The 19,898-nt window shown below is 67.5% G+C and carries 25 protein-coding genes and 1 pseudogene; 9 read left to right on the top strand and 17 right to left on the bottom strand.

Going from position 1 to position 19,898, the window contains the following annotated elements; all coding sequences use genetic code 11:
* Nucleotides 1–19: 19 nt before the first annotated feature.
* Complete coding sequence (locus AB0F40_RS01320) at nt 20–730, bottom strand: N-acetyltransferase (protein WP_357462923.1); 711 nt, start codon at nt 728–730, stop codon at nt 20–22.
* Between the two features lie 98 nt (nt 731–828).
* On the opposite strand from AB0F40_RS01320, the gene AB0F40_RS01315 reads away from it, so the two are divergent.
* Nucleotides 829–1,440: an HAD domain-containing protein gene (locus tag AB0F40_RS01315; protein WP_357462920.1), complete on the top strand. Its 612-nt coding sequence runs from the start codon at nt 829–831 to the stop codon at nt 1,438–1,440.
* Between the two features lie 451 nt (nt 1,441–1,891).
* Here the strand turns inward: AB0F40_RS01315 and AB0F40_RS01310 are convergent, their stop codons facing one another.
* Complete coding sequence (locus AB0F40_RS01310) at nt 1,892–2,074, bottom strand: DUF4291 family protein (RefSeq protein WP_357462916.1); 183 nt, start codon at nt 2,072–2,074, stop codon at nt 1,892–1,894.
* Nucleotides 2,075–2,469: 395 nt separating this feature from the next.
* Here AB0F40_RS01310 and AB0F40_RS01305 point away from each other — a divergent pair, with 395 nt between their 5' ends.
* Together AB0F40_RS01305 and AB0F40_RS01300 are read left to right on the top strand one after the other, a co-directional pair.
* The gene (locus tag AB0F40_RS01305; RefSeq protein ID WP_357462913.1) at nt 2,470–2,976 is read left to right on the top strand and encodes a DUF2975 domain-containing protein; all 507 of its coding nucleotides are present in this window, start codon (nt 2,470–2,472) and stop codon (nt 2,974–2,976) included.
* Nucleotides 2,976–3,200: a helix-turn-helix transcriptional regulator gene (locus AB0F40_RS01300; protein WP_357462910.1), complete on the top strand. Its 225-nt coding sequence runs from the start codon at nt 2,976–2,978 to the stop codon at nt 3,198–3,200. Before AB0F40_RS01305 ends, AB0F40_RS01300 begins: the two co-directional genes overlap by 1 nt.
* Before the next feature lie 110 nt (nt 3,201–3,310).
* Here AB0F40_RS01300 and AB0F40_RS01295 read toward each other — a convergent pair whose 3' ends face one another.
* On the bottom strand, nt 3,311–3,568 hold the full coding sequence (locus AB0F40_RS01295) for a Wadjet anti-phage system protein JetD domain-containing protein (protein ID WP_357462907.1): 258 nt from the start codon (nt 3,566–3,568) through the stop codon (nt 3,311–3,313).
* A 223-nt stretch (nt 3,569–3,791) separates the two neighbouring features.
* On the opposite strand from AB0F40_RS01295, the gene AB0F40_RS01290 reads away from it, so the two are divergent.
* Both AB0F40_RS01290 and AB0F40_RS01285 read left to right on the top strand, forming a co-directional pair.
* Nucleotides 3,792–4,421: a hypothetical protein gene (locus AB0F40_RS01290; RefSeq protein WP_357462904.1), complete on the top strand. Its 630-nt coding sequence runs from the start codon at nt 3,792–3,794 to the stop codon at nt 4,419–4,421.
* On the top strand, nt 4,422–4,655 hold the full coding sequence (locus AB0F40_RS01285; protein ID WP_357462998.1) for a GNAT family N-acetyltransferase: 234 nt from the start codon (nt 4,422–4,424) through the stop codon (nt 4,653–4,655).
* A 58-nt stretch (nt 4,656–4,713) separates the two neighbouring features.
* On the opposite strand, the gene AB0F40_RS01280 is transcribed toward AB0F40_RS01285, so the two are convergent.
* Both AB0F40_RS01280 and AB0F40_RS01275 read right to left on the bottom strand, forming a co-directional pair.
* Nucleotides 4,714–5,544, bottom strand: a complete 831-nt coding sequence (locus AB0F40_RS01280) for a DUF4253 domain-containing protein (RefSeq protein ID WP_357462901.1) — start codon at nt 5,542–5,544, stop codon at nt 4,714–4,716.
* 538 nt (nt 5,545–6,082) lie between these two features.
* Nucleotides 6,083–6,205: a hypothetical protein gene (locus tag AB0F40_RS01275; protein ID WP_357462898.1), complete on the bottom strand. Its 123-nt coding sequence runs from the start codon at nt 6,203–6,205 to the stop codon at nt 6,083–6,085.
* A 112-nt stretch (nt 6,206–6,317) separates the two neighbouring features.
* Here AB0F40_RS01275 and AB0F40_RS01270 point away from each other — a divergent pair, with 112 nt between their 5' ends.
* Entirely contained in the window at nt 6,318–6,605 is a 288-nt protein-coding gene (locus AB0F40_RS01270; RefSeq protein ID WP_357462895.1) for a DUF1330 domain-containing protein, read from the top strand.
* 114 nt (nt 6,606–6,719) lie between these two features.
* On the opposite strand, the gene fxlM is transcribed toward AB0F40_RS01270, so the two are convergent.
* From fxlM to AB0F40_RS01255, 3 genes are all read right to left on the bottom strand, one after another.
* A complete protein-coding gene (gene fxlM / locus AB0F40_RS01265) occupies nt 6,720–7,967 on the bottom strand; it encodes a methyltransferase, FxLD system (RefSeq protein WP_357462892.1) in 1,248 nt (415 codons plus the stop codon).
* Nucleotides 7,964–8,668: a GNAT family protein gene (locus tag AB0F40_RS01260; protein ID WP_357462889.1), complete on the bottom strand. Its 705-nt coding sequence runs from the start codon at nt 8,666–8,668 to the stop codon at nt 7,964–7,966. Before AB0F40_RS01260 ends, fxlM begins: the two co-directional genes overlap by 4 nt.
* 109 nt (nt 8,669–8,777) lie before the next feature.
* A complete protein-coding gene (locus AB0F40_RS01255; protein WP_357462886.1) occupies nt 8,778–9,998 on the bottom strand; it encodes a helix-turn-helix transcriptional regulator in 1,221 nt (406 codons plus the stop codon).
* Nucleotides 9,999–10,199: 201 nt separating this feature from the next.
* Here AB0F40_RS01255 and AB0F40_RS01250 point away from each other — a divergent pair, with 201 nt between their 5' ends.
* Genes AB0F40_RS01250 through AB0F40_RS01240 form a run of 3 tightly spaced genes read left to right on the top strand, consistent with a single transcriptional unit; the run spans nt 10,200 to nt 12,093 of the window.
* The gene (locus AB0F40_RS01250) at nt 10,200–10,622 is read left to right on the top strand and encodes a hypothetical protein (RefSeq protein WP_357462883.1); all 423 of its coding nucleotides are present in this window, start codon (nt 10,200–10,202) and stop codon (nt 10,620–10,622) included.
* Nucleotides 10,619–11,764, top strand: a complete 1,146-nt coding sequence (locus AB0F40_RS01245; RefSeq protein WP_357462880.1) for an HAD family hydrolase — start codon at nt 10,619–10,621, stop codon at nt 11,762–11,764. The genes AB0F40_RS01250 and AB0F40_RS01245 overlap by 4 nt, the downstream gene beginning before the upstream one ends.
* Nucleotides 11,761–12,093 (top strand): hypothetical protein, encoded by a 333-nt coding sequence (locus AB0F40_RS01240; RefSeq protein WP_357462877.1) that lies wholly within the window; start codon nt 11,761–11,763, stop codon nt 12,091–12,093. Before AB0F40_RS01245 ends, AB0F40_RS01240 begins: the two co-directional genes overlap by 4 nt.
* Here AB0F40_RS01240 and AB0F40_RS01235 read toward each other — a convergent pair.
* The 9 genes and pseudogenes from AB0F40_RS01235 to AB0F40_RS01195 form a co-directional block, all read right to left on the bottom strand.
* Complete coding sequence (locus AB0F40_RS01235) at nt 12,080–12,685, bottom strand: hypothetical protein (protein WP_357463004.1); 606 nt, start codon at nt 12,683–12,685, stop codon at nt 12,080–12,082. The two genes, AB0F40_RS01240 and AB0F40_RS01235, sit on opposite strands and share 14 nt — an antisense overlap.
* A 33-nt stretch (nt 12,686–12,718) precedes the next feature.
* Nucleotides 12,719–13,066, bottom strand: a pseudogene (locus AB0F40_RS01230) (alcohol dehydrogenase catalytic domain-containing protein); the annotation flags it as partial.
* Nucleotides 13,063–13,773 (bottom strand): HAD family hydrolase, encoded by a 711-nt coding sequence (locus tag AB0F40_RS01225; protein WP_357462874.1) that lies wholly within the window; start codon nt 13,771–13,773, stop codon nt 13,063–13,065. The gene AB0F40_RS01225 and the pseudogene AB0F40_RS01230, both read right to left, overlap by 4 nt.
* Nucleotides 13,774–13,777: 4 nt before the next feature.
* Nucleotides 13,778–15,166 carry a tyrosine--tRNA ligase gene (gene tyrS / locus AB0F40_RS01220; protein WP_357462871.1) on the bottom strand — a complete coding sequence of 463 codons (1,389 nt, stop codon included), beginning with the start codon at nt 15,164–15,166 and terminating at the stop codon, nt 13,778–13,780.
* Nucleotides 15,167–15,264: 98 nt separating this feature from the next.
* Entirely contained in the window at nt 15,265–16,296 is a 1,032-nt protein-coding gene (locus tag AB0F40_RS01215) for a hypothetical protein (RefSeq protein ID WP_357462868.1), read from the bottom strand.
* Nucleotides 16,293–17,060, bottom strand: coding sequence for a glycosyltransferase family A protein (locus tag AB0F40_RS01210; protein ID WP_357462865.1), 768 nt, complete (start codon nt 17,058–17,060; stop codon nt 16,293–16,295). Before AB0F40_RS01210 ends, AB0F40_RS01215 begins: the two co-directional genes overlap by 4 nt.
* Nucleotides 17,057–18,121: a hypothetical protein gene (locus tag AB0F40_RS01205; protein ID WP_357462862.1), complete on the bottom strand. Its 1,065-nt coding sequence runs from the start codon at nt 18,119–18,121 to the stop codon at nt 17,057–17,059. The genes AB0F40_RS01210 and AB0F40_RS01205 overlap by 4 nt, the downstream gene beginning before the upstream one ends.
* On the bottom strand, nt 18,118–18,789 hold the full coding sequence (locus AB0F40_RS01200) for a class I SAM-dependent methyltransferase (RefSeq protein ID WP_357462859.1): 672 nt from the start codon (nt 18,787–18,789) through the stop codon (nt 18,118–18,120). The genes AB0F40_RS01205 and AB0F40_RS01200 overlap by 4 nt, the downstream gene beginning before the upstream one ends.
* A gap of 2 nt (nt 18,790–18,791) precedes the next feature.
* The gene (locus tag AB0F40_RS01195) at nt 18,792–19,871 is read right to left on the bottom strand and encodes a hypothetical protein (RefSeq protein ID WP_357462856.1); all 1,080 of its coding nucleotides are present in this window, start codon (nt 19,869–19,871) and stop codon (nt 18,792–18,794) included.
* Between the last annotated feature and the right edge of the window lie 27 nt (nt 19,872–19,898).

Raw genomic sequence — 19,898 nt, 5'->3', positions numbered from 1 at the left:
GGCGGCCGTTCGGCGGTTCTCAGCCGTACACGAGGTAGGTGCCGGTCTTGCCGGGCTCGACCAGCTCGAACCTGCGCGTCAGGTCGGTGCGCTCGATGAGGTCGACCTGCTGCGTGAACTGTTCGTTGGTGACGAAGACCGTGCGCTCCAGCTTCCAGGCCTCGGCGAACCAGGCGCGCAGCGCAGCGAGCAGGCGTTCGTCCAAGCCGGTCTCCATGCGTGACCGGCGCACCCAGAAGTAAGCGACGGCCTGGACGTCTGCCCATACGTCGTCGCCTACCGGCGTCACCGTCGCCCTGGCGAGGAACGTGGCGTGCGTGGGGAAGACGTAGACGCAGCCCAGGCACTCGGTACCGAGCGGGTCCTGCACGGTGTACGTGTAGGCACGGCCCGCCGCGTGGCGCTCTTCGAGGTCGACGAGGTCCGCGCGGTTCGCGTCGACAGTGAAGTCATCCTCCGGCCACGACGACTGCTCCCACAACCGGAGATGCTCGCGCGTCTCCATGACCGCGGCGTGATCCATCGCGGCGTCTCGCGCCGTGATCGGGCGGAGGGCGAACTCACTGGTGCGTAGCTCAGCCGGTACAGGCTCACGTAGGTCGATCGCCGACATGGGTGCCTCCTCGTGCGCGCACTTGGCGTCGTCGCGCTGGATCTGCTCGACTCCGGTGCTCGGCGAGAGCACGAGCGTCTGGACGACGTCGAGCGTGCCATGCGGGGCGGGGCACATCACGTGATTTAGATGCCGGCGCGCATCTGCCTCCCATGGTCTGGAAGGCAGACGTGCGCCGGGTGCCGGCCGCGTGCGGAGGCCGCTATCGTGCGGGCGTGACCGTTGCCCGCTCGCTGCTGTTCCTCGACGTCGACGGGGCCCTCTTGCCGTTCGGCGGGCCCGGGATGCTGCCTCAACCTCGCGACGGTAGGCCGGAGGACCCCGACATGCCGCGCCCGGAGTTCGACTTCATCGATCCGGCCCTCGGTCCGCTCCTGCAGGGTCTGGGCTGCGACCTGATGTGGGCGACGGCCTGGATGGGTGACGCGAACGAAGTGATCGCGCCGCGGGTCGGACTGCCAGAGCTACCGGTCGCAGATCTGCCGCCCTACGGCGAGTACGGCCCGAACAGTCTGGGGTGGAAGACGCGCGCCCTGGTCCGGGTTGCTGCGGGCCGGCCGTTCGTGTGGGTCGACGACGTCATCGCGGAGCTGGATCGCTGGTTCGTCGATCTGGAGCATCCTGGGCCTGCGCTGCTGTTCCAGGTCGAATCGTCTGTCGGGCTGACTGCGGACGGCGTCGCCGAGATCGCGACATGGCTGCTTGAGCATGAGCCGGGACGGGGCGCGGGTGGCGGCGTGCATAGTCCTGCAAAGGGACACAGGTCCATCGGAAACAGCTCGATCAGGCGTGCGCTCGCCATGCTCACAGCGACGCTCGTCTCCTGACCGGATGTTCGTCTTCGGCGGGTTCGAGTGAGTTCTTCAAGGGCCTTGCCTCTGTGCGGTCGAAGATCGTCGCGGAGCGGTTCGACGGGGCCGGCAACGGGAACGGAGGTCTTGCGCCAGGCGACGGGGCCTGTTCCTGCAGTCGTCTCCGAAGGGCTGAGGAGCCCGTGGGGCTAACGGCGTGCCGGATTCTCGGTCTTGGACGACGTCGGCATCCGTGACGTCGTCGGTCCAGGACTCCGGGTAGGGGGCACGGGCGTCGCGCCGATGACCTGAGCGACATCACTGGGAAGTGGGTAGTGCCGTTGCGGTGGAAGCTCGGCTGCGACGGCGTCCGCTCCGGTTCCCACTGCACCCGCACCTCGGATCGGTGCTTGCGCGCGGTCCAGGCCGCGACATCGATGTAGACCGACCGGTCGAAATGCGACAGGCACGAAACCGCCAGCGCTTCCTAGAACCCGGCCCGGGTGATCCGGACGGCCACGACACGCTCCTGGCCGGGCTTGGTCGCCCAGCCGGATCGGTACATCATCCACAGGAACGACGGTTTGATCCAGGTCATCCGTTCGCGTTTGAACGGTGACACGAACGTTCCGGACGCCAGGGCGGCGTCGGCGATCGCGGGGCGTGTCATGCGAGATTATCGCCGAGGGCATGACTCTCAGGTGAACGCCCCACCGGAGTCCTGGGTCATCGAAGACGCCGGTCGATGCGGAATCCATGCTCGCTCTTGGGTAGGTCGTGCCGGTTATGTGCGTGCCCGCCGTCGGGCGTAGGTGCGTAGCGTCGATGGTCCCGGGCTCGGGGGCACGGACGTCTCGAGCAGACCGAACAGGGACCTCACCTGATCGTCATCTCGCTCGGTGATGTTGTCGGCCGACAGCAGGTACACACTCACCGCGCCGACACCGCACTCGCGCACCAATCGTACGGAGCCACCGGACGAAGGCCATGACACGGCACTCTAGCGCGCAAGACTGTTATCGCAATACGATAGGTACTTACCGTAAATCGATAGGGGTGGTAGTGGTGAACGTTCTTGCGACAGGCCTACTGAGGCTGGTCCTCATCTTCATGTTCTTGGGCGTCCTGGTGACACAGCTGTGGGTTCTCCCCGACATCTCCAGGTCGCTCGCAGCCCAGTACCCGGAAGCAGCCCACCTGCGCTCACCGACGCTGGTGACTTCGGTCATCACCCTGGTGGCCGCCCAGCTGGTCCTCGTCTGCGTGTGGCGGCTGCTCACCCTGGTACGCCGCGACACCGTCTTCACGCTCAAGGCGTTCCGCTGGGTCGACATAGTCATCGGCTCCGCTGCTGGCGCCGGCGTGCTGAGCCTTGGCCTCCTGCTCTGGCTGACTGCACAGACCACGCAGACCGGCATGCAGCCAGGCATCGCTCTCATGCTGCTCGGAAGCTCGGTGCTCGCGGTCGGCATCGCGTTCCTGGTCGGTGTCCTGCGCTCCCTCCTTGCGAAGGCAGTCGGACTGAAGGGTGAGGCGACAAACCTACGAGCCGAGCTCGACGAAGTGATCTGATGCCAATCATCATCGAGATCGACGTCATGCTCGCACGCCGAAAGATGTCAGTACGGGAACTCGCAGAGCGGGTAGGGATCACGCCCGCTAACCTCGCCGTCCTGAAGAATGGCCGCGCCAAGGCAGTCCGCTTCACAACGCTCGACGCCCTGTGCACTGCCCTCGGCTGCCAACCAGGCGACTTGATCCGCTACGAGGCGGACAGCGCCAGCCAGGAAGAGTGAGACCCGAACTTCGGGAGCTCAGCCACCGCTTGCATAGTGCAGAGAAGCGAGGACAGGGCCTTGCCGTCCTCGGCGAACCATGGTCCGTCAGCAGGCCTGACTTCGTGAGTTCAGCGATCATCTGCTTGCGTAAGGTTTCGGACCTCGACGTCGATTGAGCAAGGAGCATGCCCGGCAGGCAATCGCTGGGACGCCCATGCCCAGTCGATCCGCTCTTGCTCCAAGCGCACCCGCGTCCCGTGGCGGTCGGTGACGAGCTCGGTATAGAGGGCGGCCTCGGCGTCGGTCAGGCGGGCGAGCGCGGCCGACGTCGGACGTTCCTCCCGCCCCCAGCGTTCCTCGTGAGCCAGGAGCGTGTCCCGGTCCATCAGGTGTCGGGCCTCATCACCGTTCTGCAAGGAGACCCGTCGAGGCCCTACGCACGACGACGTTTGAGCAGTAGCCTCCCGTTCTATGTCATACATCGAGGTCCCGGCGGGCGGAGCTCGAAGCACGGGATTCGTCGCCGAGCGGGTGGTCATCACCGGAGAACAGCGGCCGTTGGCAGGCTCAGGGGTCGAGTGGCACCACTTCTCGGACAAGGCTTCCGCGGTGTTCGTGATCGATCCCGAGCTGCGGGGTCGCCAACTTGAGGCGGTGCACGAACAGATCGCCGCCGTGCAGCAGGCCCGACGGTCTGCGCTTCGGGTCCAGGACGGGTGGATCGGGTTCGCGTTCTTCGCGGTCGTGATCGGGCTGACCTTCGTCGGCCAGAGCCTCTTCGCGCCGATCGCCGATGACCAACGGTGGTACGGACCGATCATCGGGACCGCGCTGGCTGGGCTCGGCGTCGGGGCGTGGCGTCTCGGAAGCAGAGCTGGCGAGCGGGCGACGGCTGCCCTCGGGCCGTTCCGGGAAGAGACCCCAACCGTCCGGCGGATCGTGCTCGACGATGACGGCAACGATGTGGATACCCCGGACACGTTGTATGACGTCATTACCTTTCTCGACGCGGCATCGAGGGATACGTCGGCACAGGCTCAGCGCGAGGCGCTGAACCTGCTCTGGAGCTACGCCGGACTGACGTGGGCGATCGACCGTGGGGTGCGCGAGAGGTCCGAACGAGGCGACGACGACGGCGATGCCGAAACTGTCGATCCTGGTTCGATCGACGACATCTTCGAGCAGCTCATCGAGATCGAGCAGCGGTTCGATGCACGGGTGGCCGAGGTATTCGGGTGACTGGCAGTCCGATCCGATGAGCTGTGGGCGCTCTATGTACTCAGCGAGCGTCACGGGACCGGGATCGCTGCCCTCCTGCTCGACAAAGCCCTACCGCTCACTGCACCCGCCGAGCTCTGGGTGTCCGACGCCAACCCGCGTGCTCGGAGGTTCTACGAGAAGCACGGCTTCACGCCGGACGGCACCCGGTTCACCGATGACCTCAACTTCGCCTTTATCCGCATGGTGCGATGAACTCGTTGCGGATCGCCCAGCCGACCCGGTGAGTGCGGCGGCCGTCCACGTGAAGTGTTCAGTCCCACCAGAACACCCAGGCGTTGATCCCGATGAGGGCGGTCGCGTACTGGTCGATGGTGTCGTAGCCGCCTTGCCACAGGTTGTCCGGACAGAAGGCGAAGTGTTCACGTGACACGGCCAGGGCGTGCTCCAGGTCCTTGGGCGGGTGGGCGACCGACAGCCAGAGCATGTCGGTCCCGAGTCCGACCACGTGTGCTCCGAAGCGGTCGCCCCAGGAAGCCAGTGCGGCGGAGATCAGCTCTGTGTGGTTGGTGTGGTTGCACGGGCCGTCCCAGCCGGCGAGCGTCAGGGCACTGGCGCCGTCGCGCGCGGGGATCAGGCCGAGATGCCACTGACGTGGTCGGCCGTGGAAGTCCATGTCGTCCTGGAGATGCGTCGCGTACTGATCGGCCATGGCCAAGGGGTTGCCGTCGCCCGTGCCGGGCGGAGCGAGTCCCGGCCACGGGCCGGCGGGCCACTCGTCCTCTGGTATCTCGTCATCGTCATCTTCTTCGGGTTCGCGATCCTCCTGGAGCTGGTCCCAGAGCGTGCTCAGGGCCGTCTCAGGATCCGTGGCATCGAGCACGTCGATGGTCTCGGGGAAAGACCACCGGTCATCCCAGGCACGGTTGCCGTCGTGCTCAAGCAGCACCGGGTACAGGCCCGACTCCTCATGTTCCTGGCGCAGTCGGGTCCACGCCTCGCCGGCGTTGTCGACGGGCGTGTCGGACATCCACAGCAACGCTTTGCCGTGAAGTGCGGTGTCGTTCCGGCCGTTGTCGGCTGCACGGAGGAACTGGCCGGGCGGAAGGCTGTCGGGAAGTGCTGGGAAGTCAGCGTGGGTCACGGCCTGAACCGTAATCGGCGCCTCTGACATCGGTGGGCGGTAGCTGATGCGGATGCGGTACTGACCCGCACCACGTGCACGGGACCCGGTGGAACGGCGAGCGCGGCTGAGCGGCCGCGTGCGACGTTGCCGTTGGCTTGGAGGTCGCGCGGCCGATCGCCGGACTACGGGTCGGTGGCGACCAGGAGAGCGGCCTGGCAGCTCTCAGCCGTGCACTGGATAGGTACCGACTTGCCGGGCTCGACCACTCGAACGTGCGCGTCAGATCGGTGCGCTCGGTGAGGCCGACCTGCTGTCCGAACTGCTCGTTGGTGACGCAGACGGTCGCTCCAGCTTCCAGGCAATCCAGGTCTTTGCCGAGCCAGGCGGGGAGTCTCGCGAGTGTTCGTTCTTGTGGATTGTGCGCCAGGTCGCTCGGCGGTAGCCGCGAGAACGGCTGCCGCCGAGGAACGGTCGGCGGCGGTCGGCGCTGCGACCAGCGTCCGAAAGATCGAAGACGACGGCACAGACCTTCACCTCGGCACCGCCGACCATCGAACTAGCCGGTGATCTTGGCCAGCTTGCGACCGACCTTGAGGAAGACCTCGCCCGCAGTAGTGTCGATCCCCACGAGTACCACCGATGCGGTCTCCAGCTCGAGGAGTGTCGGCACCGTTCGCATCAGCCGATACAGGCCGGGGCCGGGCGCTATCCTCAGGGCCGAAGACCAGTTGGTTGTTACCAAACTGGTCACACCCGCGCACCGCGCTGGAGATAGTTCTAAGGAGCCCGTCATGAGCGCATACGTTGTGTTCTTCAAGGAGAGCACGCACGACCAGGCCGAAGTTGACGCCTATCTGGCGAGTGTCGGAGAGACGTTTGAAGGGCATCCAGCGAAGATCCTCGCCGCCTATGGCGAGCAGCAGGTGCTTGAAGGCGCTGCACCCGAGGGCGTGGTGGTGATCGAGTTCCCGACCACGGCCGACGCACGAAAGTGGTACGACAGCCCTGCGTACCAAGCCGCGGCCGAGCATCGCTTCAAGGGTGCGGCCTTCCGCGTCGTTATCGTGGAAGGGACCTGAGAGCAGGTCGGTCAGCGGCTCGCTAGAGCTGCAGTGCGCGCGTACAAGGCGCTTGGCTACCTCGAGTAGCGCACGGTGATCGTCACTCTGCCCGTGGGGCGTCCGGACGACGCATTACGAGTGTCCGGCGACGGGCCAGCTGATGGTCAACGTGCCGTGCGGGCGCGGCAGGACCGCCGCAGACGGTGGGACCTCGTCTGGCTCTGTACCGGCGGGCCACCACCGGAAGAGCGGTTCGGCGCCGCGGTGGTGGGCTCCGTAGCGGGCGATCGTGTCCGCGAGCCTCTGGGTGAGGCGGGGTGCGTCGGGTCCCTTGCCGATCGCGCCGACCTCGACCGTCGTCTCGGTGGCAGGACGGCGGTGCAGCGCTGCGAACGACGCTCCCTCGACCAGAGCGGGGTAGAACGACTTGTCCGAGCCCCGGTCTGCCGGATCTTCAGCCTCCATCGCGCAGGCGCCCGGCTGGACCAAGAGGTAGGTGAGCAGGTCGAGCCAGATGGTGCCGTTCTCGTAGGTCACACCGGACCACGCCTCGACCGGATCGGAAGCCAGGACCTCATCCGATACCCCGAACCGTGCTGGGACGTCGTCGGCGAACCTGAACGTGACCGGCTTGCCCGACGGGCCCGTCAGCTGAGCCGAGGGTGGGTCGAACAGCCCCGCCCCCTGCAGCGGGACGAACCCACCTGGCACCGTCGACTCCGAGACCAGCCGCCCGTCCCGCTTCCGCAGTCCGATCACGCGCTGCAGTCCCGGCGCGACCGACAGCGGGACGACCAAGATGCCGTCGGGCGCGAGCTGCTCAACCCAGGTCTGAGGCAGGGACCAAGGGGAGACGGTGACCATGATCCGGTCGAACACCCCACGACCGAGGGGCTCGAACGCGTCGGCTGTGACGACCTCGACGCGACCGGCCAGGTCGAGACGTTCGAGACCCGCGCGGGTGCGGACGATGACACCGTCGTCGATGTCGACGCTCACCACGCTGCCGGTGGGTCCGACGAGGTGGGCGAGCATGGCCGCGTTCGGGCCCCCGGACCCGATCTCCAGCACGCGCTGGCCTTCCTGGACCTGGGCCTGGTGCAGGTTTCCAGCGTGCATCACCGGCGCGGACAGCGAGGACAGGGTCTTGCCGTCATCGGTGAACCTCGTGCCGACGACGTCGTTGATCGCGTAGGGCAGCTCAGCCGGAGTGCCGGCCGGCGCGAACACCTCGCGTGGTACGGCACGGAACGCCGCCTCGATCGCCGGGTCGGTGAGAAACCCGGACTCGATGAGCTCAGCGATCATGCTCTCGCGCAAGACTTCGGAGCTCGACTCCGCTTCAGCCTGACGGGTGGTCCTCGCATCGGTCTGCGTCATGTGTTCCCCCTGTGAGTCGATGGCTTCGGCTGATCGATCCCGAAAAGTTGGCGGACCGACGAGACACCTTCGAGCGCGATCTCGGCCCGCCGATCGTCCGGGCGGGCGTCCCATTGCTCTCGGGCCATGCGGTAGCTGTTCTCGATGACCGAGTGTCCTTCGCGGGCGGTGATTCGCGACCCGTTTGCCGTGTACCCGAGACGGCGGGACACGGCGTTCGAGGCAGGGTTGTCGTCGTACGCCTCGCTGATCATCTCTGCCGCGTCGAGTCCTTCGAAGGCGAGGTGGAGCGCCATGACCCGCATCCGGGTGCCGATGTCCTGGCCATGGTGTCGACGCCCGAGCCAGGATCCCGTAAGTCCTGAGCGGGTGACCTGAAAGTTCTTCGCGGAGATCTGTTGTTCCCCGACGATCTCGCCGTTCCGGAACACGGCAAGTGACAGTGCCCAGTCGTCGGCCGCTGTCCGGCCCCGGTTCTTCCACTGGTGTGCGAGGACGTTCCGCTTGACCTCGTCATCGGTGCCACGGGTCCACGGCCAGATGAAGGAGACGACCTCTGGGTTGTGCACGCCGTCGGAGGCGAGGTCGGCGAGCGAGAGCAGCTCGACGTCGTCGGGAAGGCGCAGCTCCAGGTCGTCCCAACGGACCCGAAGCCCGAACGTCGGCATGACGGCGTTCAGAGCGGCCCGGGCTACGGACACATCAAATCCTCGAGGAAGCCTGGGCGCCGAGGACGCCCCGGCCGGTGGCGAGGGTCTGGCCGGTGAGGTCGCACAGCACGAGCCGGTTGGTACGCACGGCGTTACGTGGTCACCACTCGGGGTCGGGTCCAAGCCAGGCTCGGAACCGTGCGAGCGGCTCGTTGGATCGACGGTGTGCGCGAACGAGGAGGTTTGTCACATCGCGTACCGCGGGGTGGTGCCTGGTCTGCTGGGGCGCTGCCTTCTTCGCCACCATCAGGCTCTGCAAGGCCTTGTCGTGCTTGCCTTGCCAGAAGTAGGCGCGGGCAAGGTCGGTGTTGTGATGCGCGACGCGCGTGGGTAGCCGGGTGAGCATGTGGTCCGGCAGGCGCGTCTCCTCAGCAAGGGAAAGTGCTCGTGGCCCATCCCCGGACTCCACCGCGGAGGTGACCCGGTAGATCGCGACGTTCGATGGGCCGAACGCCATGTGCTGCCAGTCGTTGTCCGTGTCCGTGGTCAGATGTGTCGAGATCTGTCGTGCCTCTTCGACGTGGTCCATCGCCAGCGCCAGGTCTCCGGCGCGTCCGGCGAGCAGTGACGAGCGCAGGTGCAGTGACCCGGTCGCGAGGAGGGCGGCGTCGTTCTCCCGGCTGCCTGGTTCGATCTGCGCGCGGACGGTGTCAAGGAGCCGCAGGCCGGGCTCGTAGAGCGCGTCGCGCATGATCGACGTCGTGCGCATCCACGCGGCGAACCCCTTGGCAGCTGGGTCGTTCGTGAAGGAAGCGATCCACTGGATGCGGTCCTCGACGCTGGCGGCGAGGTCCTCGTAGCCGGTCTGGTGCGCGACGGTGTGGGCGGCGTGCGCGTAGGCGAGGAGCACGCGGCCGAGCGTGTCGCGTTCCTGCTCGTCATCGGTCGCGTGGACCATCGCGAATGCCTCGGAAAGCAGCGCTGGCAGCATCTCCGCGAGGCGCCGGTTGCGCCCGAGCTGAAGCTGGTGCGCGACGTCCTTCGCGTCCGCCTCCAGATCGCTCAGCGGACGGGGCCGGTGACCCAGGTCGATCGAGAGATCCCACGAGTTGAGGGCGCGTCGCAGTTCCGGGATGTACTTGTGGATGCGGTCCTTCTGCGGCTCTTCTGTGTCGTACGGCTGCCCTGTGAGCACTCCGGCGTCGACCCGCAGAGCACGCGCGACGGAGGCCAGCGCGGACTGGGAGCAATCTCGCTCACCCTGCTCCACCTTGCGGAGCAAAGACACACTGATCGTCGCATCGTGCGCGAGAGCAATCTGAGTCATGCCGCGCTGCTTGCGGTGCGCCGCGATCCGCTTGCCGATCAGCTCGTCGTCCATCGAATGTCCCCGCGCTAGCAGTCAGTAGGCGTCCAAACCCTACGCCTGCGAGCGAATGGACAACGAGGGAGAGGGTGCCACAGAACTGTGGCACCTGGGGCCTTGACTTCGCGGCTGCGGACCAGGTCGGATCCGGCGCTCGGGTCTCGATGCGGGTGTGGGCCGCGACAAGGCGTGTTTCACGTGCCGGGTGCCACATGAATGTGGCACTGGATGCCTTGCCCTGCGTTGAAAGTTGATCCTGGCCAGTCCGCGACCCATCTGGACTCGCCACCAAGGACGACTGACTACGCGTGGGTAGAGGGGGCTGTGATGGGACTTCAACTGCACCATCGACACGAGGTTTCGGGTGCTCCCGATCCGTTGACCCTTGCGATGGACATCGCCTTCGAGACCGTCGAGACGGTAGGCCCGGAGCGCATCGAGATCGTCACGTTGACCCGGGACCGGATCTGCCTGCAGCCGGTCGACTTGAACCAGGGCGAGCAGATCGCACACGTCCTGGGATGTGAGCTTCCGCTGGATCACCGCATGTTCGTACCCGGGCACACGTTGTGCGCCGGCGAACGGGACGGCCTGGAGATCCAGATCCGGTCAGTGCTGCGTCGAACGGTTGCTCGATGAGCGCCGCCGTCGCCACGTGCACTCGGATGCTCGTGGCGCTCGACATCGATGGGACGCTCGTGGACAGCGAGAGCCGGATCCCGTCCGGGACGGTCGAGGCGTTGGATCTGGTCCGTGCCGCCGGGCACGAGGTGGTGCTCGCGACGGGGCGGTCGCTGGCCGGACTGCTGCCGATCGCGCTCCGGCTGGGGCTTCCGGAGGGCATGGCGGTGTGCTCCAACGGTTCCGTGACCGTCCGTCTGGACCGGTCAGCACCGTCGGGTTACGACGTCGTTACCGCCCGGGAATTCAACCCGGGTGCCGTGATCGGCCGTGCGGTAGATCTGATCCCCGGCCTGCGGGTCGCGGTGGAGGAGGTCGGATGGGGCTGGCGGACGAGCACTGCTTTCGAGCCAAGGGAACTCAACGGGCAACAGAAGCGCGCGTCTCTGGCCGACCTGACGGCACAGCCCGCGACGCGAGTCGTGCTCTCCGGCCCTGGCATCCGCAGATACGCCGACGTGCTGGGCGAGACCGGTGTCGTGGTAGTTCCGATGGGCCCTGACTGGGCCGATGTCACCGCGTTGGACGTGAACAAGGCGGTCGCGCTCGACGGCGTCCGCGAGCATCTGCACATCCCGTCCGAGCACACCGTGGCGGTGGGTGACGGCGTAAACGATCTGGACATGCTGGTCTGGGCGGGTCGCTCCGTGGCGATGGGGCACGCGCCGGCGATCGTTCGTAGCGCTGCGGACGAGACGACGGACGACATCACCGAGGCCGGCGTCATACCCGTGCTGCGCTCGATCGTCCCGGTCGTGGATGGTTCGCTCTCGTCGCTGGCCCGACAGATCGCCGTGGCCGAGCAGACTGCACAGGGCCCGGTGGCCCTGAGGGTGTGGCACGGCGCCGGACCCGACCTGTCCCAGTGTGAGGTCTGGAAGCTCCAGGCTGGCCAGTGGGTACGGCACGCGCCAATCCCGTCCGGCGTCGGGACCACGATGCGCGCCATCGAGTCCGCCACGCTGGAGACGGGCATGTCCTTTCCCCGCGGGGATGAAGGCCGACGTCGCGCTCAGTGGCGCAGCGTCACCTCGGGCAACGGTCCGGCCGGGTTCGAACTCCTCGTCACCGCACCGACCGACGACGGAAAGACGACATGACCACGCTGGCGAGCAGATCCGCACCCGACACCGCCCTGACGGTCGTCGTGGCATGGGTCCCGTCCGGCGGCCCTACGACAATCGAACACTCGGCGGAGTCGCTGCGTGCGGCGGCGCAGGCACGGGGAATCGACCCGGTCGACAACGTCGTGGACACCGGCCGCGTCCTGGCCCTTGGGCCGCTCCTGCGTACGGTCCAGCAACACGGCGCCACGAGGGTGCTCTTGGGCGTGGGCGGTAGCCCCGCGATCGGGGCTCCCGCCTGGCACGGCATGCAGAGAGTCTTCTTCGCCCGTGCGGGAGCGACCGTCGAGATCATTCGCCTGTAGTCCCGCCCCCGCGTAGGTGCACCACGAGTCGACGCCGTTCCTCGACACGATCCACGGTTGACTCGGGGGCCTCAAGATCTCCAACGTCCACGAGCAGCGACCCAAAGGCCGCGCGGGAGCTCCCGAGGGCGGCGAGGGCAAGACCGAAGTCATTCCCGTCGCGGCGGCAGAACGAGAACGAGCCGACCAGGCGCACGGATCGTCGGAAGATGTCGCGCAGCGGCGTCCCGAGACGAACGCCCGGATGGTAGGCGTTCTGGACGACGACGGTGCCACCGTCACGTACGAGGTCCAGCGCGAGAGCCAGCGGGGCAGGTGACGATCCGGAAGCGGCATCCACAACGACGTCGAAGGGAGTCGACGTCGTGGCCTCGTCGAGAGTGGCGAGCCGCGCGTCGACGCCGGCAGCGCGTTCATCGAGGTTGGCGCCTCGGTGAACGACGGTGACATCCCAGCCGATCAACGCGCCGTATGCCGCTGTTAGCAACCCGACCGTCCCAGCACCCACGACTGCGAGCCGACCTGGACGCCCCAGGCCGGAACAACGCAGGCCGTGGATCGCGACGGCCATCGGGTCGGCGAGCACGGCCACCGACGCATGCTCGGGAGCGATCGAGTGGAGGTTCCCCACCGGGGCCACGACCTGTTCGGCGAGCCCGCCGGGGAGATCCCACCCGATCCGCCGAAGGCCCGAGCACAGGTGCGTGCGGCCGTCGCGGCAGGCCTCGCACAGCCCGCACGGTACGAGCGGGTCAACCGCGACGAGAGTTCCACCGGCGACCGTTCCGACGATCTCGTGGCCGGGCCGCCACCGCAGCGGAAGGTCGAACGAGCGCGGGGCGCGCAGCTTCGGCAGGTCAGAACCACACACTCCGGCGTGACTTACCGCGACGACGACCGCTCCGGCTTCCGCGGCGGCGTCGGGCACGTCCCGAACTGCAAGAACACCGTCGTGGACCTCCCACGCTCTCATCGTTGCTCTCCGATCCAGGAGGGGACGGCCTCGACGTCCGGGAGGGTCTGGCCGTTCCACCCGTTGTGCTCTCCGAAGGAGAGAGCAGCTTCGCCTCCCCGGCGTCGAACGCGCACTGCCGTCAACCCGAGACGTTCTGCGCCCCGAAGTTCGTCGCCGCCACCGTCGCCGACATAGAGCACGGTGTCGGCGTCAACGGCATCGAGCTCGCACAGTGTCCGCTGGTAAAGAGCCTCATCCGGCTTGATCGCAGCGGCAGCGCACGAGAAGACGGCGCTGCCGAAGCGCGATGCGAGGTCGGTTGGAGCCCACGCCTCGACGATCTCCGCGCTCGCGTCGCTGAGCAGCCCCATCGCGAGGCCAGCGCCCGAGAGCGCGTCGAGGGCAGCGAGCACGGTCTGATCGGCACGCAGCCGTCGAGGAGCAAGGTGCCGCCAGGCCCCCATAACCGCGCCCAGGTTGAACGCGTCGCCACCGACCTCAGCCAGCAGATGGGTACTGAGCTGTTTGACCGTCGTCAAGGTGCCGTCGTGACGAACCCGCCAGGACTCTCGGAGGTAGCCAACGACGTCCGCTACCGGTCGCTCGGCGGCAGCCGCGAGAACGGCTGCCGCCGAGGAACGGTCATCGGCTGTCGGCGCCAGGACCAGAGTGCCGAAAAGATCGAAGACGACGGCCCGGAATTTCCCCTCGGCGCCGCCGGCCATGGGCTCAGCCGGCTATCTTGGCCAACTTGCGGCCGACCTTGAGGAACACCGCGCCCGCAGTCCTGTCGGCCCCCGCGAGCACCGTCGTCAGGCTCTTGTGGGCGTCGTCCGGCGTCAGCGTCGTCTGCTCCTGCCCACCATCGGTCTCGACGACGATCCGCAGTCCATTCTGTTCTGCGACGCGACGCACATCGCCGTTCGACTTCGCGAATCCGAGGCCCTTCACGATCTCGGTGATCGGGAGGTCGAGGTCAGCCACGACAGGGAGGTCAGAGACGTCGCTGAAGGTGCGCTTCGAGAACTGGGCGGTGAACTCCTCACGGGCTTTCATCGCGGCGTTGACGCCGTGGATCGCAGCGGTGACCTCGCCCGCGAGGATCTTCTTCAGGTCCATCGGGTGCAGGGTCCTGGCCTCGAGCCGCTCGGTGACGGCGGTGAGCTCGGCATTGGTCCACTCCGACAGTGCGCGGAAGTACGGCTCGACCAGCCGGTCCGGCACAGACATGAGCTTGCCGAAGATCTCGCCGGCGGGGGCCGCGACAGGCACGTAGTTGCCCAGCGACTTGGACATCTTCGCGCCCGTGCCGTCGGTGCCTTCGATGAGCGAGGTCGCGGCGACGATCTCGGGGGTCTGGCCGCTGATCTCCATGACCTTGCGACCCATCTGCATGTTGAGGAACTGGTCGATCCCGCCGATCTCCAGGTCACTGTTGATCTCGACCGAGTCCAAGGCCATGACGACGGAGTAGATCAGCTCGGCCATCGACAGTCCCTGGCCAGCCTCGAGCCGCTTGCGGAAGTCCTCGCGCTGCAGCGGCATCGAGACCGGGATCTTCGCGAGGATCTCGATGATCTGCGGAAGCTTCACGTCGCGCAGCCAGTCGCCGTTGTAGCGGAACTGGGCGTGCGAGAAGTCGAAGAACGGGGTGACCTGGTCCTTGTAGGTCGCCAGGTTCCGGGCGATGTCCTCGTCGGTCAGCGCCGGGCGTTCGTCGGACCGCCCCGAGGGGTCGCCGATCTTCGCGGTGACGTCGCCGATGATGAAGACGACCTGGTGGCCCATCCGCTGGAAGCGGGACAGCAGCATCATGGGCACGGCATGGCCGAGGTGGACCTCGGAACCGGTCGGGTCGATGCCGAACTTCGCGATGAACTTCCGGTCCTCGGCAGCGGCCTTGGCGACGCGCTCGGTGAGCGCGGTCGTGGACGGCTGGAGCTGCTGGGTGCGGGCTGCGATCAGCTCGGCCTGCTCGGTCGGCGAGAGGTCCGACAGGTCCATCGTGCGGCGGGCCGTTGTCTCGGTGAGCAGGTCGGTGACCGCCTGATAGCCGGCCAGGTCCGCTCCGCGCAGCAGCGTGGTGGCGGTCTGGACGGACTGGGCGAGGCGGGTCATGGTCGTCTGCTCCTGAAATTTGTGGGTGAGTTCGTGCTGGCAGAGCCTATCGGTGGGGCGGCTCGGTTGCGGTTCGAGATGCGTCATGGGGAGCCTTGTCACCGTGGCCACAGGTCGATGAGGGACGTGAGGTAGTCGGCCAGCTCGTCGACCTCACGCTGCCACCGCGGCCCGCCTTCGAGGCAGTGTCCGTGCAGCACCGAGAGCCGGTCGGCGTCGTAGCGTGGCAGCTGGCACATGAGCTGGTAGGTGACGCTCGCCTCCGGGAGGAGCGGTTCGTCCTGCAGCAGCCGGCGGACCTGGATGCTCGGTGTGTCCACGTCGATCGACGAGCCAGCGACGGACTTGGAGAACTTCGGGTGCCCGCCGAATCCGTTGACCATGCGCGTGTAGACGGCGCTCAGGGAGAAGTCCGCACGTAGTGGCGCGTCCGGGTCGATACGCTGCCGGGCCTCCTGTGCGAAGCGGACGTACTTGTGCTCGTCGAGCCCGAGCAGCACCAGCACGGCGTCGTGCTCCTGGCCGAGCACGATGAAGTCGGCGGCCATGAGCGCCAGTGACATGCTGCGGCGGAACGTCATCGTGTCGTCCACGAGGCCGCGCGACGCGTAGTAGGAGTGGTTGGCCTCCTCGGCAGCGTCGAAGTCGGACTGATCGACGTATCGGGCCAGGAGGTACATGGACTCGAGCGTCGGCAGGTGCCCGACCTGGGTGCGGAGCGTGCCCCGCCGCGGGTCGAAACCGAGCCGCACGGCGTACTCGCGGAACTGCGTGGCCAGTTCGGTGACGCGGGAAAAGGTGCGGGCCTTGCCGTTGTAGGCGTCGAGGTCGCCCAGGACGATCTGGCAGGTCTCGCCGCCACGCTGGAGTTCGACCATCTTCAGGATGTGCGAGACGGTCGCCATGTGCGGGGCGCCGGACATCCCGAAGCCGGTGGTCACGGCCCGGCGTTCGACGGGCGTCGCGGCGAACCGCTCGCCCTGGTGGTGGCACAGGTAGCGAGCATTCAGCGTGGCAGGGTCGAGCCCGGCCAGGGCGAAGCCGAACTGGTCGAGGTCGAGCGTCGTGTAGCCGTGCTCGGCGACAACGTCGCGGTAATACGGCTCGGAGAAGAGGACGGCGTTCGTCATCGCAGGACTCCTCGTTCGATCTGCTTGATGGCATCGGCTCGGTACGTGGCGGCTCGGTCGCGGTAGGTGTTCCGGAGCCGGTCGAGCTCTGCCACCTGCGCCCAGGCCGGCGGGCTGCTCGTGAGCGCATCGAGCCGCGCGGCGACGTCGTCGCAGACATGCGCCATGTACTCGGCGAAGACGCCGGGTGTGATGCGGTCGGTCATGCTCCCGGCGTGGACGCGGTATCGGGTCAGCGGGTCGTTCAGGACGGCACCGCGCCCGAGGTCGGCAAGGACGTGGAAGAAGAGCTCGTTCGTCACGGGCAGTAGGTCTCGGGCATGCGCGGTGCGCATGACGAGCGTGCTCGTTGCACCGCCAGGGTGCGTGTCCTTCACGAAGAGCCGGCCGCTGAAGTCGACGACGCGCTCAGCATGCTGGATGAAGGAGATCTCCTGACGGGCCAGGACAGGTGCGAGGGTGCGAAGCTTGTGCGGCTCGAAAGCGTCGTCCGCGTCGCACAGCGCCACCCACTCGCCGGAGGCCTCCGTGACGGCCCGGGTCAGCGCGGTAGGGAAGCCGAGATGCGGCTGCCGGACCACACGCGCAGCAGGGAACGTCGCGTAGACGTACTCGCTGCCATCGGTCGAGCCGTCGTCCACGACGACGACGTCGGTGAGCCGGTACCCGCCCGGTTCCTGCGTGATGGCGGACCGGATCGCCTCGCCGACGTAGCGCTCGTAGTCGTGGTTGATGACGACGATCGTCACGCTCGGGACGCTCATGCCGGCACCTCATAGACCCCGACGTGTGCCGCGAGGATCTCCTCGTGCTCGGAGCGCCGGAACTCGGCGAATGCTTCGCGGTCCCACCGGGACCGTTGCGCGACCCGATCCGGGACGGCCTGGAGCGCCTCCACGAAGCGCTCACCGAACGCGTAAGGGTTGCCATCGGTCCAGTTGAACCAGATTGGCTCCTCGACAAGGTCTCGCAACCGCTCGTGCTGCTGGTCCAGGTACCCGACGCGCGAGACCACGGGCAGCAGTCCGACGTCGAAGGCCAGCTCGAGCTGACCGGAGTGCGTACCCCACAGGTACGGCAGCAGGAGCGCGTCGGCGGCCAGGGCCGCCGACGTGATCTCCGCGTCCGTCGGGTAGCCGCGCATGGTGACGTCGATCCGGGAGTCGTTGCGCGTCGTGTCGATGAGCCGATACACGTCGTCGCGGTCTGCGAAGTGGGCCGGGCTGATTCCGCGCATCAGCAGGTGCAGGCTGTCCTCAGGCCGGGCCGCCAGGGACCAGTTCACGACGGTCGCGAGCTGTTCGCGATTGGGTCGCGTGGCCCCGAAGAGGAGGTATCGCGTCCGTGCCTCGTGGGGGCGGGCAGCCGGCACAACGTCGTCGGGGTGCACGACAAAGCCATGCGGGATCACGATCGCACGGCAAGGGCTGCCAACGACGCGGTCCACCTCGGATGCGGCCCCGGAGGTCAGCGTCACCCACACCACGTCGGCCTTCGCCAACAGCCTGAAGCGCTCTTCCAGCGCCTCCTGCGACACGAACATCGCACGCAGGTCGTGCACCGTGTGGACCACGCGAACTCCGGCGTCACGGCTTTCGGAGAGGAGCCGTTCGAGGTCGTCGATCGCTTCGAACTCCACGTGGTGCAGGTGAACGACGTCGACCCAGGTCAGCGGCAGGTGCTCCACGAGCCAGCGCGCCGACACCGCGGCGGGCACCGTGGCGCCGTCGGGCAGCGTCTGCCCGTTGACTGCCTCGATGCCTCCGCCATCGAGCTTGCGCGCGTAAGGGGTGCTCGCGGGGAGGTGTACGACACGGATGCTCATCGCACTGTCTCAGCATCCCGAACGACAACGAGCTGGGTGGTGAGCCCGCCACCCGCGTCGTCGCTGCGGGTCAGCTCCGCGCGCTCGACGTCCAGGGGGAAGCTCTCGACGAACGCCCGGAACTCGTCCTGCGCCCACTCGCGTACGTGCGCGGTGTTCCTCGGCTGCGCGAGGTTGCCGGTGCCCGAACGACGGTCCCTGGCAGGGGTCGACAGGACGGCGAAGGCGGCTCCCTGGTTCAGGAGTCCGTAGATAAGCCGCATCGCGGGACGTGGGTCGACAAGGTGTTCCAGGACGTCGCAGCAAACGATCACGGACCGGGCCACGGTCTCCGGGGCGAGATCGAGGCTCGTGGCCGTCTCGAGGTCTGTCTCGATCCATCGGCCTGTCTCGTAGTTGTCGCGGCACCAGGCGATGTTGGAGCCGTAGTCCACCCCGACGACCTCGATCGTGGGGTCCGCGGCGGTGAGGGCGACGAGCTTCGCGGCTCGGCCGCAGCCCAGGTCGATGACGGTGTCCCGCCCGTGTGCCTTGGCCAGGGCGAGCGTCGCGGGGTAGACGTCGGGCTGCCAGGTGACGCCGTCGTCGTCGACATCGGTGAAGTACTCCGGTGGGAAACGCTGCTCGTAGCCGGAACGCAGGAAGTGGAGGGTTGGATCCAGGGTCATGGTCAGGCTCCCGTCGTCAACCGCATCGCTGCGCCGCTGCTGAGGACTTCTTCGGCAAGGACCGTTGCGCGGCGACGCGACCGCGTGACGCCGCTGGTCAGGAGGAGGTGAGCGGCGTTGCGCACCACGAGGGCACGGTGCGAGGGCAATCCGGCACCGGCCAGGAGGTCGAGCGTCCTCTGGATCGCCTCGTCGGCGTCGACGGACCTCGGCAGGGACATGCCCGGTGTCGACGCCAGCGGAATCGACTCGACGCTCTCGTCGGCCCCCGGTTCCGCGCGGGCACGTAGGAGGTCGCCATCCAGCCCGATCTCATCGAGGTAGAGGCCGCCGGAAAGCCGAGTCCCGATGACCTCGACGGGGCTCTCGCCGAGCCTCGCGAGGACCCGAGCGGCGACGTCGACCCGAGGGTGTGCGAGGCCGAAGAGCGTGACGTCCCCGCGGACAGGGCTGGCGAGGGCCGCCAAGCCGAACGAGAACAGGTTGGGAGCGTGGAAGCGTCCGCCGTAGAGCCGATCGAGGGTCGGGATGTGCGGCTCGACGGCGAGGAAGGAGAAGCCGTGGGTGGCGACGTCTTCGCGCACCCCGTCCACTGTGGTGCGTTCGCGCAGTCCAAGAGCCTGCGCGAGGTCGCGTGAACCCAGGGCGGAGGACGTCGCCCCCGACCCGATCTTGACGATCGTCGCACCGGCCGCCGCGGCGACCAGAGCCGCAGGGGTCGAGATGTTGAGGGTGCGCACGCCCTTCTTGCCGCTCCCGGCGAGCAAAACGACGCGGGTCCCCTCTGCGGTGACGAGCGCCGGTTGACGTGGGCCATCCAGTTCGAGGGCGACGGCGATCGCCTCGGCGGCGACGTCCACCGTGGGGCCGGCGGCCATCGCCTCGGCCATGATGGTGCCCAGCGCGACGTCCCGTGCGGGCGAGGGCATGGCGAAGACCGCGCGGAGAGAAGTCGCGATCGTTGCAGGCCCCACGGGACGCCCGACGGCGATCGCGTTGAGTACCGAGCGGAGATCCCCGTCAGCGTCCGGTGCCGGCACGGAACCGGCGTAGGGCGGGCGGAGATCGAGGTCTGCGGTCACGGGCTTCTCCTTGGTGTTGAGGCGGAC

The organism is Promicromonospora sp. NPDC023987 (assembly GCF_040639055.1).
GTDB lineage: Bacteria > Actinomycetota > Actinomycetes > Actinomycetales > Cellulomonadaceae > Promicromonospora.
Note: the sequence above shows the minus strand (reverse complement) of the source record. Positions and strands in the feature narration are given on the sequence as shown.